10 protein-coding genes are annotated in these 14,063 nt (G+C 71.9%); 8 read left to right on the top strand and 2 right to left on the bottom strand.

Translation table 11 applies throughout. The features are described from left to right. Window positions 1–5 precede the first annotated feature (5 nt). The 7 genes from AB0M54_RS27575 (at window position 6) to AB0M54_RS27605 (ending at window position 7,911) form a co-directional block, all read left to right on the top strand. On the top strand, window positions 6–1,973 hold the full coding sequence (locus tag AB0M54_RS27575) for a VWA domain-containing protein (protein ID WP_364474458.1): 1,968 nt from the start codon (window positions 6–8) through the stop codon (window positions 1,971–1,973). Continuing rightward, complete coding sequence (gene cobO, locus AB0M54_RS27580) at window positions 1,973–2,560, top strand: cob(I)yrinic acid a,c-diamide adenosyltransferase (RefSeq protein WP_364327771.1); 588 nt, start codon at window positions 1,973–1,975, stop codon at window positions 2,558–2,560. Before AB0M54_RS27575 ends, cobO begins: the two co-directional genes overlap by 1 nt. Beyond that, on the top strand, window positions 2,554–3,921 hold the full coding sequence (locus AB0M54_RS27585; protein WP_364474459.1) for a cobyrinate a,c-diamide synthase: 1,368 nt from the start codon (window positions 2,554–2,556) through the stop codon (window positions 3,919–3,921). Before cobO ends, AB0M54_RS27585 begins: the two co-directional genes overlap by 7 nt. Next, window positions 3,911–4,693, top strand: coding sequence for an SDR family oxidoreductase (locus AB0M54_RS27590; RefSeq protein ID WP_364474461.1), 783 nt, complete (start codon window positions 3,911–3,913; stop codon window positions 4,691–4,693). Before AB0M54_RS27585 ends, AB0M54_RS27590 begins: the two co-directional genes overlap by 11 nt. Window positions 4,694–5,003: 310 nt before the next feature. Beyond that, a complete protein-coding gene (locus tag AB0M54_RS27595; protein WP_364327762.1) occupies window positions 5,004–6,233 on the top strand; it encodes an extracellular solute-binding protein in 1,230 nt (409 codons plus the stop codon). Then, on the top strand, window positions 6,230–7,102 hold the full coding sequence (locus AB0M54_RS27600; RefSeq protein ID WP_364327760.1) for a sugar ABC transporter permease: 873 nt from the start codon (window positions 6,230–6,232) through the stop codon (window positions 7,100–7,102). Before AB0M54_RS27595 ends, AB0M54_RS27600 begins: the two co-directional genes overlap by 4 nt. Beyond that, on the top strand, window positions 7,099–7,911 hold the full coding sequence (locus AB0M54_RS27605; RefSeq protein ID WP_364327757.1) for a carbohydrate ABC transporter permease: 813 nt from the start codon (window positions 7,099–7,101) through the stop codon (window positions 7,909–7,911). The genes AB0M54_RS27600 and AB0M54_RS27605 overlap by 4 nt, the downstream gene beginning before the upstream one ends. Window positions 7,912–8,370: 459 nt before the next feature. Here AB0M54_RS27605 and AB0M54_RS27610 read toward each other — a convergent pair whose 3' ends face one another. Then, complete coding sequence (locus AB0M54_RS27610) at window positions 8,371–9,843, bottom strand: glutamate--cysteine ligase (RefSeq protein ID WP_364327754.1); 1,473 nt, start codon at window positions 9,841–9,843, stop codon at window positions 8,371–8,373. A 109-nt stretch (window positions 9,844–9,952) separates the two neighbouring features. Between AB0M54_RS27610 and AB0M54_RS27615 the strand changes: the two genes are divergently transcribed. After that, window positions 9,953–11,194, top strand: coding sequence for an SGNH/GDSL hydrolase family protein (locus AB0M54_RS27615; RefSeq protein ID WP_364474463.1), 1,242 nt, complete (start codon window positions 9,953–9,955; stop codon window positions 11,192–11,194). Window positions 11,195–11,222: 28 nt separating this feature from the next. Here AB0M54_RS27615 and AB0M54_RS27620 read toward each other — a convergent pair whose 3' ends face one another. Further along, window positions 11,223–11,744 (bottom strand): hypothetical protein, encoded by a 522-nt coding sequence (locus AB0M54_RS27620; protein WP_364474465.1) that lies wholly within the window; start codon window positions 11,742–11,744, stop codon window positions 11,223–11,225. Between the last annotated feature and the right edge of the window lie 2,319 nt (window positions 11,745–14,063).

Below are 14,063 nucleotides of genomic sequence, written 5' to 3' on the forward strand. Positions count from 1 at the left end.
TGCGCGTGCTGCCTCCGTACCCGTTCTCGGCCGTTGTCGGCCTCGACGACCTGCGCCTGGCGCTGCTGCTCACCGCGGTCTCACCGGCCGTCGGCGGGGTCCTGGTCCGCGGCGAGAAGGGCACGGCGAAGAGCACGGTGGTGCGTGCGCTGGCCGGCCTGCTGCCCGAGGTCGAGGTGGTGCGTGGGTGCCGCTTCGCGTGTGATCCGGGTACGCCCGACGCCGACTGCCCGGACGGCCCGCATGACGCCGACGCCCCGCACGGGCCTCGTCCCGCCACCCTGGTCGAGCTGCCGGTCGGCGCCACCGAAGACCGCGTCGTCGGCACCCTCGACCTTCAGCGTGCCCTGGCCGACGGCACCAAGGCCTACGAGCCGGGGCTGCTGGCCGCCGCCCATCGCGGCGCCCTCTACGTCGACGAGGTCAACCTGCTGCCCGACCACCTGGTCGACCTGCTGCTCGACGCCGCGGCGATGGGCCGGGCCCACGTCGAGCGTGATGGGGTGTCGGTCAAGCACGCCGCGCGGTTCCTGCTCGTCGGCACGATGAACCCCGAGGAGGGCGAGCCGCGGCCGCAGCTCGTCGACCGGTTCGGGCTCGTGGTCACGGTGGCCGCCCCGCGGGATGCGCGGCAGCGGGCCGAGGTGGTGCGGCGGCGGCTGGCCTACGAGGCCGATCCGGCCGGGTTCGCCGCCCGGTTCGCCTCGTCCGATGCCGAGCTGGCGGTGCGGATCGCCTCGGCGCGCGCACGTTCGGCGTCGGTGGTGCTGCCCGACGCCGAGCTCGATCGGATCGCCCGGGTCTGCCTGGCCTACGGCGTGGACGGCATGCGCGCCGACATCGTCGTGGCCCGGTGCGCGGTCGCGCTGGCCGCCTGGCATGAGCGTTCCGTGGTGACGGCCGACGACGTGCGCGACGCGGCCCGGCTGGCCCTGCCCCACCGGCGTCGCAAGGACCCGCTCGACCCGACCGGCTCCGACGAGGAGCGGCTGGAGGACGCGCTCAACGCCGCCGCCGAGGACGACGAGGAAGAGGGCGAAGACCCGGATCCGCCCGGCGGGAGCGGCCCCGGCGACGGGCCACCCCCACCGCCGCCGCCCGCGGGCAGGCCGGATTCCACGCCGGAGCGGGCCGCCGACGAACAAAAACCGGAGCGGGCCGGCGACGAGCAAAAACCGGAGCGGGCCGGCGACGAGCAGAAGCAGCAAAGACCGGCGCCGGCCGGGGGAGTAGCCGCGCCCGGCTCGGCCTACCGCCCGAAGACGTTGCGCATCACCGACCGCGGCGCCGGCGGGCACTCGGGCCGGCGGTCGCCCGCGTTCACCCGTCGCGGCCGTGTCGCCGGATCGCGGGTGCCCCACGGCCGTCTGACCGGCGCCCCGCACCTGCCGGCGACGCTGCGCGCGGCGATCCACCGCGGTTCCCGCACGGTCGAGCCCGGTGACCTGCGCGAGTCCGTCCACGTCGGCCGCGAGGCGAACCTCGTGCTCTTCGTGGTGGACGCGTCCGGCTCGATGGCCGCCCGCAAGCGGATGACCGTCGTGAAGACCGCGGTCCTGTCCCTGCTGCGCGACGCCTATCACCGGCGCGACCGGGTCGGGATGATCACCTTCCGGGGCCGGAACGCCGAGCAGGTGCTTCCGCCCACGTCCAGTCACGAGGTGGGCGTGATGCGGCTGGCCGCGTTGCGCACCGGTGGCCGTACCCCGTTGGCCGCCGGCCTCCGCACCGCCGCCGCCACCATCGCGACCGAACGCCGCCGCGACCCCCGCCGCCGCCCGCTCCTGATCGTGGTGACCGACGGCCGCGCGACCTCCGGCCCCGACCCGGCGACCGTGGCCCCGGCCCTGGCCGGCGTGGCCGCCATCGTCGTCGACTGCGAGTCCGGCCCGGTCCGCCTCGGCCTGGCCCGCCGGCTGGCCGCCACGCTCTCCGCCGACCTCGTCCCGCTCGACGCTCTCGAGGCCGCCTGATGCCGCAGGGGAAGGTCGAGGTCGTCCCGGACGACGGGCTGACCACGCGGCAGCGGCGGCGGCAGGCCGTCCTGGCCGTGCATACCGGGCACGGCAAGGGGAAGTCGACGGCCGCGTTCGGGATGGCGCTGCGGGCCTGGAGCGCCGGCTGGGACATCGGCGTGTTCCAGTTCGTGAAGAGTCCGAAGTGGCGGGTCGGCGAGGAGACCGCGCTCAAGGCGCTGGGCGAGCGGATCACCTGGCACAAGATGGGCGAGGGGTGGTCGTGGATCCAGCGTCCGGGCACCGAGCGCGACCACGCCGTCGAGGCGGCCGAGGGCTGGGCGCAGATCAAGCGGGATCTGGCCGCCGAGACGCATGCGTTCTACGTGCTGGACGAGTTCACGTACCCGATGAAGTGGGGTTGGGTCGACGTGGCCGACGTGGTGGCGACGCTGGCCGCGCGGCCCGGCACGCAACATGTGGTGATCACCGGGCGGGACGCGCATCCCGACCTGGTCGCGGCGGCCGACCTGGTCACCGAGATGACCAAGGTCAAACATCCGATGGACGCGGGGCGTAAGGGTCAGCGGGGCATCGAGTGGTGAGAATCCCGCGCGTGGTGATCGCGGCGCCGGCGTCCGGGCACGGCAAGACGACCGTGGCGACGGGGCTGCTGGCGGCGTTCGCCTCGCGTGGCCTGCGCGTGGCGCCGTTCAAGGTGGGGCCCGACTACATCGACCCGGGTTATCACGCGCTCGCCGCCGGCCGGCCGGGCCGCAACCTCGACCCGGTGCTGGTCGGTGAGAGCCTGATCGGGCCTCTTTTCGCGCACGGGGCCGAGAACACCGACCTCGCCGTGGTCGAGGGTGTGATGGGGCTCTACGACGGCCGCACCGGCGCGGGTGAGACCGGGTCGACCGCGCAGGTGGCGTCGCTGCTGGACGCCCCGGTCATCCTGGTCGTCGACGCGGCCGCGCAGGGCCGGTCGGTGGCGGCGCTGGTGCACGGGTTCCGCAGCTTCGGCAACGCCCGCATCGCCGGGGTGATCCTGAACCGGGTCGGCTCCGAGCGCCACGAGTCGATCCTGCGCGACGCGTGCGAGGAGGTCGGCACCCCGGTGCTCGGCGCGATGCGGCGGGCCGACGCGGTTGCCGCTCCCTCACGGCACCTCGGCCTGGTCCCGGTGGCCGAACGCCGCGAGGAAGCGCTCGCCTCGGTGGCCGCGCTGGAACAGCTGGTCACCAGGTCGGTCGACCTTGCCGAGGTGATGGCGGTGGCCCGATCGGCGCCGCCCCTCGAGGCCACCCCGTGGAGCCCGGGTGAGCCGTCGGCCGGGGAACGGGAGCGCCCGGTGGTGGCGATCGCCGGCGGCCCGGCGTTCACGTTCGCCTACGCGGAGACGGCGGAACTGCTGACCGGGGCCGGGGCCGACGTGGTCACCGTCGATCCGCTGCGGGACGAGGCGTTACCGGAGGGCACGGCGGCCCTGGTCGTCGGCGGCGGCTTTCCCGAGGTGTACGCCGCGGAGCTGTCCGCCAACGACCCCCTGCGCGCGGCCGTGCGGAAGCTGGCCGGGAGCGGCGCCCCGATCGTCGCCGAGTGCGCGGGCCTGCTCTGGTTGTGCCGCAGCCTGGACGGCGCGCCGATGTGTGGCGTGCTCGACGCCGAGGCCGCGATGACCCCGACCCTGACGCTGGGCTACCGGGACGCGGTCGCCCTGGGCGACAGCCCGCTGGCGCCGGCCGGCACCCGGGTCACCGGCCACGAGTTCCACCGCACCACCGTGCATCCGCGGTCCGGTCTGTTGCTGTCCCCGGCGGGCACCGCGGCGTGGGCCTGGCGCGGTGACGACCCCGAGGGTTTCGCCACCCTGAGCCTGCACGCCTCGTTCCTGCATCTGCATTGGGCGGGTCATCCGGGGTTCGCCGGCCGCGTTGTCGGGGCAAGCTTGGGGCATGCGACTTGATCTCGGTGGGAAGACCGCGCTGGTAACCGGTTCGACGCAGGGCATCGGGCGGGCGATCGCCGCGGGGCTGGCCGCGGCGGGCGCCCGGGTCGGCGTCAACGGGCGGTCGGCGGAATCGGTCGAGCGGGCCCTCGACGACCTGGGGGACGGCGACTTCGTGGCGGTGCCGGCCGATGTCGCCTCCGAGGCCGGGGCCGCGACCGTGCTCGAGGCCCTGCCCGACGTGGACATCCTGGTCAACAACCTGGGCGTCTACGGGTCGCAGCCGGCGTTGGAGATCTCTGACGACGAGTGGCGGCGCTACTTCGAGGTCAACGTGCTGTCGGCGATCCGGCTGACCCGGGCCTACCTGCCGGGCATGCGGGAGCGCGGCTGGGGCCGGATCCAGTACATCGCCAGCGACTCGGCCGTCGTCACCCCGGTCGAGATGATCCACTACGGCATGAGCAAGACCGCCCTGCTGGCCGTCTCCCGTGGCTTCGCCAAGGAGGCCGCCGGGTCGGGCGTCACCGTGAACAGCGTGATCGCCGGGCCCACGCACACCGGTGGCGTCGAAGACTTCGTGTACTCGCTCGTGGACAAGGACCTGCCGTGGGATGAGGCGCAGCGGGAGTTCATGCGCCGGCACCGGCCGCAGTCGCTGCTCCAGCGGCTGATCGAGCCGGAGGAGATCGCCAACCTGGTCGTCTACCTGTCGTCCCCGCTGGCCTCGGCCACCACGGGCGGCGCCGTGCGGGTCGACGGCGGCTATGTGGACGCCATCCTGCCCTGAGGTCGGTGAAAGAGGGTGACCCCGCACGGACGCGGAGGCGTAGCGGAGCGAGCCGACCCTCGGCGGGAGCGACGGTCAGCACCACCCACCCGACCTGCGAAAAAGTCCGAATTTGCATTTGCTGCCCGGGCGGTCGGGCACGTTCGTAAATATCCGTGCAGATGGATGCCGCTCCGGGTCCCCGCACATGTTCGTAAGTCGTGCTTCCCAACAAAGCGGACGCTTGACGATCGACTTCGCCCTGACCACGCTGTCGCTCTCAACGATAAAAGGACTATTTACGAACCTGGTTCGTAGAGCGGTGGTTCGGGTGAACATCCGGAAGTGGCTCGCCGTGGCGCTGACCGCCTCGCTGGCCGTCGGCTGTGGTGGTTCCGGCGGCGGGGATCAGAGTGGAGAGCTCGTCTTCGCGAGCTGGCAGTGGCTCGAGCCGGGGCGCGGCGAGCAGCTGTGGAAGGCGGTGACCGCGAACCCCGAGGTCACGCTCAAGCAGCAGTCGGTGGCGCGCAAGGACTACGAGAGCACGCTCAAGACGCAGATCGGGGCCCGTGGCGGCCCGGACCTGCTGATCATCCCCGACACGTTCCTGCCCGAGCTGGCCGACGCGGGTGCCCTCGAACCGCTCGACGACGTGCTCGACGCCGCCGGCAAGCAGGCGCTCAACGCCACCAACGACGCCGGCAAGGTCGACGGCAAGCAGCTCGGGTACGCCTGGGAGATCGTCAACTACGCGCTCTTCTGGAACCCGGCGCTGCTCGACCAGGCGGGCGTGCGGCCGCCGACCGACGTGCCGGGCCTGATCGCCGCGGCCAAGACGATCAAGGCCAAGACCGGCAACCCCGGTTTCGCCGTACGCCACCAGATCAACGAGGAAGTCCCCTGGTGGATCGACTTCTCCAACTGGACCTACGGGTTCGGCGGCTCGTGGTCGAACGGCAGCACCCTGACCATCAACAGCCCCGAGAACGTCGCGGCGGTGACCGCGTTCCGGGACATGTACTCCAGCGGCGCCATGGCCGTCGGTGACGACGCGTCGACGTTCCGGTCCAAGTTCAAGGCCGGCAAGGTCGGCATGATGATCGACAACAGCTCGGCCCTGGCCACCATGGTCACCGGCAACCAGGTCGTGCCCAGCAAGACCGTCGGCGCGAGCAAGCTGCCGTTCCCGGCGCCGGCCAGCAGCCAGGCCGGCTTCTTCATCGGCGTCAACAAGTTCGGCAAGCACAAGGACGCCGCGAAGAAGTGGCTGCGCTGGTACTACGGCGCCGACGCGCAGAAGCAGGCCGCGGCCGCGCTGGGCGCGAGCGTGCTGGGCACCGACGCCAAGCCGCCGGCCGAGTTCGTCGCCGCGAACCCGTGGGTGCCGACGTTCCAGGCCCAGGCGTCCACCTCCAAGGACGCGGTGATCGACGGCTTCGAGATCAAGACGCCGCAGATCCGCCACGCGGTGCTGAGCCAGGTCGAGAAGGTGCTCGTCGACGGCGACGATCCCGCCGCCGCCCTGGCCCGCGCCCAGCAGGAGGCGGAGCAGCTCAAGTGAGGGCCGCACGGGGCGCGCCGTACGTCTTCGCCGCGGCGGCCGCCCTCTACCTGCTTGTCTTCACCGCCGGGCCGCTGCTCGACGGGGTGTGGCTGTCCTTCACCGACACCAAGCTGCTCGACCCCACGGGCGGCGAGTGGATCGGCGTGGACAACTACTCGGCCCTGGTCGCCGACGCGCGGTTCGCCGGGACGCTCGGGATCACGCTGATCTACAGCCTGGCCACGGTGGCCGGGGCGCTGCTGCTGGGCACGGCCGGCGCGATCCTGCTGGACGCGTCGTTCCGGGGCCGGACCGCGCTGCGGGTGCTGCTCACATTGCCGTGGGCGGCCCCGACGGTCGCGGTGACGCTGATCTTCGTGTGGATCTTCAACAACGACAACGGGGTGCTCAACCACGCGTCCGCCGCCGCCGGGCTGGGCCGGCACGGGTGGCTGACGGCGTACGCGCTGGCCACGGTCACGGCCGTCTCGGTGTGGAAGGTGTTCCCGTTCGTGCTGCTGGTCGTGCTGGCGGCGCTCCAGGCCGTACCCAAGGATCTGATCGAATCCGCGGCGATCGACGGCGCCGGACCGGGAACGGTCTTCCGGCGGATCACGCTGCCGTTCCTCGTCCCCACGCTGCGGGTGATCGCGCTGCTGATGACCATCTGGTCGTTCCGGCGCTTCGAGATCATCTGGCTGCTCACCCAGGGCGGCCCGGTCGACCGCACCACCACGCTGGTGATCGACGTCTACCGCGAGGCGTTCCTCGACTCCGACCTCGGCCGGTCGGCCGCCACCGGGGTGGTCGGCCTGGTGCTCTCCGGGATCGCCACCGTTCTGTACGCCCTGGCGGAGCGACGTGCCGCCGGAAAGGACCTGGCGTGAAGCTCCGGTTCATCGCGCTCGCCGCCCTCGCGGCCGTGGCGGGCTTCCCGCTCTACTGGATGGTGGTCACCGCCACCCGCAGCCAGGACGAGCTGTTCGGCGGCTCGGTGCGCTGGCTGCCCGACGTGACCCGGCTCGGCGCGGCTTTAGAAAGTGCGACCGCGGACACCCCGATGTTGCGCTGGCTGACCAACAGCGCGTTCGTGGCGGCCGGCACCACGGTGCTCAGCCTGGCCCTGGCCGTGCTGGCCGCGTACGCCCTGTCCCGCTTCACGTTCCGCGGCCGAGGCGTCTTCGGCTTCGCGCTGTTCGCCACCCAGATGCTGCCCGAGGCGCTGATCGTGGTGCCGCTCTACGCGATCTTCCTGACCCTCGGGCTGCTGAACAACCTGTGGGGCCTGGTCCTCGGCAACACGGCCTTCGCCATGCCGGTGGCCGTCTGGATCATCAAGACGGCGATGGACGGCGTGCCCCGCGAGATCGAGGAGGCCGCGGCCATCGACGGCTGCTCCCGCTACGCCATGCTCCGCCGCATCGTCCTGCCCCTGATCGCCCCGTCCCTGGCGGCCGCGGCCGTGCTGGCCTTCTTCGACAGCTGGAACGAGTTCCTCCTGGCCAACACGTTCATGGTCGACGAGGAGAGATGGCCGGCGTCCAAGGGGCTGGCGTCGTTCGTCGGCGAGTTCGTGACGCCACTGCCCACGGTCATGTCGGCGGCCGTCCTGTTCACCGTCCCCGCGGTCGTCTTCTTCCTGCTGGTCCAGCGCCGCATCGTCGCGGGCCTGACGGCGGGCGCGGTCAAAGGCTGAAGACCTTTCTCAGGTACGCCCGACTTGAAGACGCCGTGGCGCACACGCGGGCTGGGCGGTGGGTCACCCCCTCTGCCCCCGCGCCGGGTTGTCCCGCGTGGCCCTCAACGCCCCGCCCGGTGGCAGCGCCGCCGCCGTGCCCAGTGGTAGCCAGGAGCGCTTCCGGACCCCGATTCCCCGCCTCGACCTACCACGGCCGCGAACAGTGGTAGCGCAGCACGGTTTCGGCACCCGAAATGCCGGGAGGGCCTACCACTGTCGGGGGCGGTGGTGGGGCAGGACGGTATTTCGGGCCCGGATGCCGTGACGGTCTACCACTGCTGTGGGCCGGCGCCGTGTTCCCGCGGTTGTCGGTGGATCTGTGGAAGAGGGTGACCGCTCACGCACGTGGAGCGGAGCGACCCTCGGCGGGAGCGACGGTCGGCACCACCCGCCGAGCTACGACATCGATCTTGACTTTCAGACGGGCCACTCGTGGACGGGCTTGTTCTCGTGCATCAACGGCAGGTAGCGCCGCAGCATGTCGTGCAAGGCCTCCTGGCGGGAGTGGCCGTCGGTCTCGAGTTTGTGGAGCGTCTCGACCTGCCAGGTGGCGCCGTTGCGGTGGGTCAGGCAGCGCTGCTCGATGATGCCCAGCAGGCGGTCGCGTTCGGCCGCCGAGACGCCCCAGCGGTCGAGACCTTCCCGGGCCAGGGGCAGCAGGCGCCGTAGCACCAGTTCGGTCACCGGCACGTAGCCCAGGCCGGGCCAGAACATGGACGCGTTGATGCCGTGGCGGGCGCCGGCGTGGAAGTTCTCCTCGGCGGCGCTGAACGACATCTGGGTCCAGATCGGGCGTTCGGCCTCGGCCAGCACGCGGATCAGGCCGTAGTAGAAGGCGGCGTTGGCGATCGTGTCGACCACGGTCGGGCCGGCCGGCAGCACCCGGTTCTCGACGCGCAGGTGCGGGCGGCCCTTGACCACGGCGTAGATCGGGCGGTTCCAGCGGTAGACCGTTCCGTTGTGCAGGCGCAGCTCGGACAGCTCAGGGGTGTCGCCGCGCTCCAGGATCTCGGCCGGATCGTCGTCGTCGCAGATCGGCAGCAGGGCGGGGAAGTAGCGAACATTCTCCTCGAAGAGGTCGAACACCGACGTGATCCAGCGTTCACCGAACCACACCCGTGGGCGTACGCCCTGGGCCCGGATCTCCTCGGACCGGGTGTCGGTGGCCTGCTCGAACAGCGGGATGCGGGTCTCGCGCCACAGCTCTCGGCCGAACAGCAGCGGCGAGTTGGCCCCGAGCGCCACCTGCACGCCGGCGATGATCTGGGCGGCGTTCCAGTAGGACGCGAACTCCTCGGGGCTGACCTGCAGGTGGAACTGGGTGCTGGTGCAGGCCGACTCGGGGGCGATGGTGTCGGTGGTGACCGACAGGCGGTCGACGCCGTCGATGCGGATGTCCAGATCTTCGCCGCGGGCCGCGAAGATCTGCTCGTTCAGCAGGGCGTAGCGCGGGTTGGCGGACAGCGCGTCGGCGGTCATGTGCTCGCGGCGCAGGGTCGGCAGGATCCCGATCATCACCATGTGGGCGCCGACCGAGCGGGCGTGCTCCTCGGCGTTGTTCAGGCTGGCCCGCAGCGTACGCTCCAGATCGGCGTTCTCCTCGCCGGCCAGGCGCCGCGGCGGCACGTTGATCTCGACGTTGAACTGACCGAGCTCGGTCTGGAAGTCTGGGTCGGCGATCGCACCCAGCACCTCGGCGTTGCGCATCGCCGGGTCAGCGTTCGTGTCGATCAGATTGAGCTCGATCTCCATGCCGGTCAGAGGGCGCTCGAACTCGAACCGCGCCTCGCGCAGCATCGAGGCGAACACGTCCAGGCTGCGCCGGATCTTCTGCCGATACTTGGCGCGGTCCTCCCGGGTGAACACGCGCTGCTCGACCTCTTCACCCACCGGGGTTACCGCCTCTCGCGTGCAGCGCCGTGCCTGGACCCATCAAACAACCCCGTTACCGCGTACGCCACCTTTACAAACCCTCCTGAAGACATCGAAACTCGTCACTATGCACTTCATCGCCGCAGCTGCGGCCCTCTCCGTCCTCGCTCTGCCCGCTCCCGCCCCCGGCCTTTCTCCCACCAGTTGGACCACCGCGTGGGGAACCGCCCCGGCCGCCGCGGTCGGCGGCGTCCAGCAGGGGTACGCCGGTTTCACCATCCGCAATGTCGTCCATACCACCGTGGGCGGCAACAAGGTGCGGATTCACCTGTCCAACCGCTACGGCACCAAGCCGGTGCTGTTCGGCCACGTCACGGTGGCCGTCTCCGCGCACCGGGGCGGCCAGTGGGACGGCACCATCGACCAGAGCGACGGCGCCGCCGCCCCCGGCACCATGCGCGAGGTGCTGTTCGGCGGCAGCGCGTCGTTCACCGTGCCGGCCGGCGCCGACGCGATCAGCGACCCGGTGGCGCTGAAAGTGGGCGCCGACCGCGACCTGCTGGTCAGCGTCTGGACCCCGGAGCCGTCCGGCACCGTCACCTACCACCCGGCGGCGATGCAGGACTCGGTGTTCAGCCGCGGCCCGGCCGACCACGCCGGCGACGAGTCGGCCGCCGCGTTCGGTGAACGGACCCAGGTCTGGCACTACCTCAGCGGCGTCGACGTGTCCGGCGGGCCCGGCACCGTGGTCGCGCTCGGCGACTCGATCACCGACGGTGTCACGTCCACCTTCAACGCCAACCGGCGCTGGACCGACTACCTGGCCCGGCGCCTGGCGAACGGCCCGCAGCCCGACTACGGCATCGCCAACTCCGGCATCAGCGGCAACCGGGTGCTGCTCGACTGCGGCTACCCCAACTGGACGATCTACCAGGGCTGCGGCGAGAGCGCCCAGAACCGGCTGCCGTCCGACGTGCTGCTCCGGGCCGGCGTCCGAAGCGTGATCATCTTCGAGGGCGTCAACGACATCCAGCAGGACCCGCACCAGACCGACCCCGCGAAGATCATCGCCGGGCTGGAGCAGATCACCACCCAGGCGCGCGATCAGGGCCTCCGGGTGGTGGGCGCCACGATCATGCCGTTCCGGGGCTGGAGCACGTGGACGCCCGAGCTCGAGGCGACCCGGGTGGCCGTCAACGAGTGGATCCGCACCACGTTCGCCGGCTCCCTGGCCGACTTCGACGCGACCACCCGCGATCCGGCCGACCCGTCGCGCATGCTCCCCGTCTACGACAGCGGCGACCACCTGCACCCGAACGACGCCGGCGACCTGGCCATGGCCCGCGTGGTGCCGCTCGGGCGGCTCTGAGTCGGCTGATCGCTCGGACGCCTCTGAGTCAGCTGATCCAGGCCGCGATGGCCACCACGGCCAGCGTCACGCCCAGCGCGGCCTGGATCAGCAACGCCGGCCCGATATGCGACCACATCGTGGGGATGCGCGGTGTCAGCGGCTGCATCGTCGTCAGGTTCAGCAGGGTCATCAGGCGTACCGGCAGGGTCGGATCGTCCTGAGCCTTGGTGCGCAGCTGCACCAGGTCGCCACGGTGCAGCGCGGACGCGGCCAGATGCCCGTGCATCTCCACCTCGTACACCTGACCCAGATCGTCCCTCAGCCGCACCGGGGTGACCAGGAACTCCGGACCGGTCTTGAGATCCTTGAGGCTCCGGTGCACCCCCTTGAGCCGGATCAGCGCCCCGATCAGCCGCGCCACCGTGGCCGCCACGAACACGGCGAGCACCAGCGGCTGCCCCACCTTGATCGCGCGGGTGTACGAGGCGCCGAAGCCAACAAAGCGCCCGGTGATGACGGGCGTGGCGTGCCGGAGGATCTGCTCGCGGTACAGCTCGGTGTCATCCATGGGGGATCACCTCCTGGGGGGTTCGTCCATCGTACGGAGAGTCACCGATTCATCGCAGTGAGTGAATTGACGGTTCAAGGGCTGATTCGGGTACGCCCGCCTGAGAAGTCCCGCCATCCGGGCCCCGCCGCCGTCGCTGGTCCCGCTCCGCGCGCCCACCGCCGGGTCGTCCCGCGGGGTCACCCCCGCGCGCTCATTCCTCGGCTGGTCTCACCGCCACCTGGTTGGTTTTCGTGTGCTCCGCCGCCGGGGCTGCTCGTGGGGGCGGTCCTGGCGCTTTCGCCGGTGGGGCCGGAGTCCGTCGTGTGGCTACCGATTGGCCGAAACGGGCACGCGCGCCGACGCGAGGCGGTGAACTTGACCTCGACGTGCGCCGGGCCGGGCAGCGCACCGAGGCATCCGACGGGGGACACAGGGCATGGCAACGATCGTCAAACCGGACAGCGTGCTGGCGCGAACCGCCCGCGAGATGCTCGAGGCACACGCCCAGGGCGCCGGCCCCCGCGAGGGCATGACCATCTGCCCCGTCTGCGGCGAGCCCCTGCCCTGCCCTTCCGGCCGAGCCGCCGCCGAGGTCCTCTTCGCCGCCGGCCTGGCCGAGTCCTCCGGCCTCATCGACGCCGCCCGCCACCAGGCCCTGGGCGGCCGCACGCCCCTGGGCCAGGACCTCCCGTCAGCCGGCCCCCAGGGCGCCGGCCACCCCACCGGCGTCTCCTTCACCGCCCCACCCGGAGCCGCCGCGGCCGCCGCCGAGACGCCTTCCGTACCCGGCTCAACGCCCACCACCGCCTCGCCTTCCACCGCCAGGTCCGCGCCAGACACCACCCCCGGGCCCGCCTCGGGCTCCACCCCACTCACCGGCTCCACCCCACTCACCGGCTCCGCGTCGATTCCCGGGTCCGCATCGGGTCTGAGTTCCGGGTCGGGTTCGGGTCGGGGTTCCAGCTCCGGGCCGGGCTCTGACTCGGGCGTGGGTTCCGCGTCCGGTTCAGGCCTCGCGTCAGGCGCAGACTCCACGCTCGCCACGTCTGGCTTCGGCTCTTATGGTTCATCGTCTGGGCCTGCCGCTGGTTCTGGCTCCGCGCCCGGGTCCGACCTTGCGCGAGGCGCGGTGGGTGAGCGTCAGGCTGCGCAGGCGCCTGGTTCCGGCTCTGGCCCACGTGACGTATCCAGGTCCGGATCCGGGCCGGATCACCGGCCAAATGCCGAGAGCGGCTCGGCCCCAGCACCGGGCTTTGGCGCCGGATCGGCCTTGGGCGGATTGGCCGGGTCGGGAGTGCTGGGCGGGTCGGGAGTGCCCGGCGGGTCAGGTGGGTCGGGAGTGCCCGGCGGGTCAGGTGGATCGGGCGGATCGGGAGTGCCGGACGGGCCAGGTGGGTCGGGCGTAGCCGCGGCCCCGGGCTTCGGCGCGGGATCCGGCTTGGGCGCGGGTCCGGGCGCGGGTCCGGGCGCGGCCGCCAGTGCAGGAACATCGACCACACACAGCGTCGGCTCGCCCGACGCGGCCTCGGCAGAGAAGGCGGGCATCACTTCCGTGCCCGGCGCCGCCACCGGATCGGCAACCAGCCTCCAGCCGGATGCCGGCTCAACATCCAGCAGTGGATCGCCAGCCGCAGGCTCGACGGCTCCCAGCGCATCCAACGCCACCACGGAGCGGCCGACCAAGACCCTGGCTCCCGGCACCGTAGAAGCCGAACTAAAGAAGTCCCGAGCCACCGACCCCAGCCACGCCACCACCCCAGGCATCCTCCGCACCGCGAGCGGCCCAACATCCGCCGGTGAGCCGAGCGCCTCCAACCAGCCGAGCGCCACCAAGCCAATCCCCAGCGAGCCCAACGCTCCGTTCCCGTCCGAGAACGAGCCGAGCGGCCTCTCCTTCTCAGCTCCCCACCCCGAGCCGCCGTCCACCGACCGCGCTGAGGCCCTGGAGCACACCCGCCCCACCGAACCTCAGGCCATGGCCGAACGGGAAACCCAGGAGATCGACCCACTCCTCCTGGGCCCGCCGATCTTCGACCGCCAGAACCGCCCCTTGGACGCCCCGAAGTTCACCCCCACAGCCCGCCCTTCCGCGAGCCCTCCGGCAACCTGGCCAACGCCCAACCAGGCCGCAACGTCCCACCCGGTCCTGCCCTCAGATCCGTCGCAGGCGCCGAACCACCCGGGCCAGCCCGCAACGCCCGGCCCTGCGCCGCAGAGCGCGTCCGGGCAGCCCGGCCTAACCACTCCAGGCCACCCCACCGCAGGCCAGCCGGCCCGTCCCGGCCTGACCGCCCCAGGACAGCCCGGCGGACCGGGTTCAGCCTTGCCGGGTCAGCC

It is taken from the genome of Actinoplanes sp. NPDC051470, from assembly GCF_040682035.1.
In the GTDB taxonomy this organism is placed as follows: domain Bacteria; phylum Actinomycetota; class Actinomycetes; order Mycobacteriales; family Micromonosporaceae; genus Actinoplanes.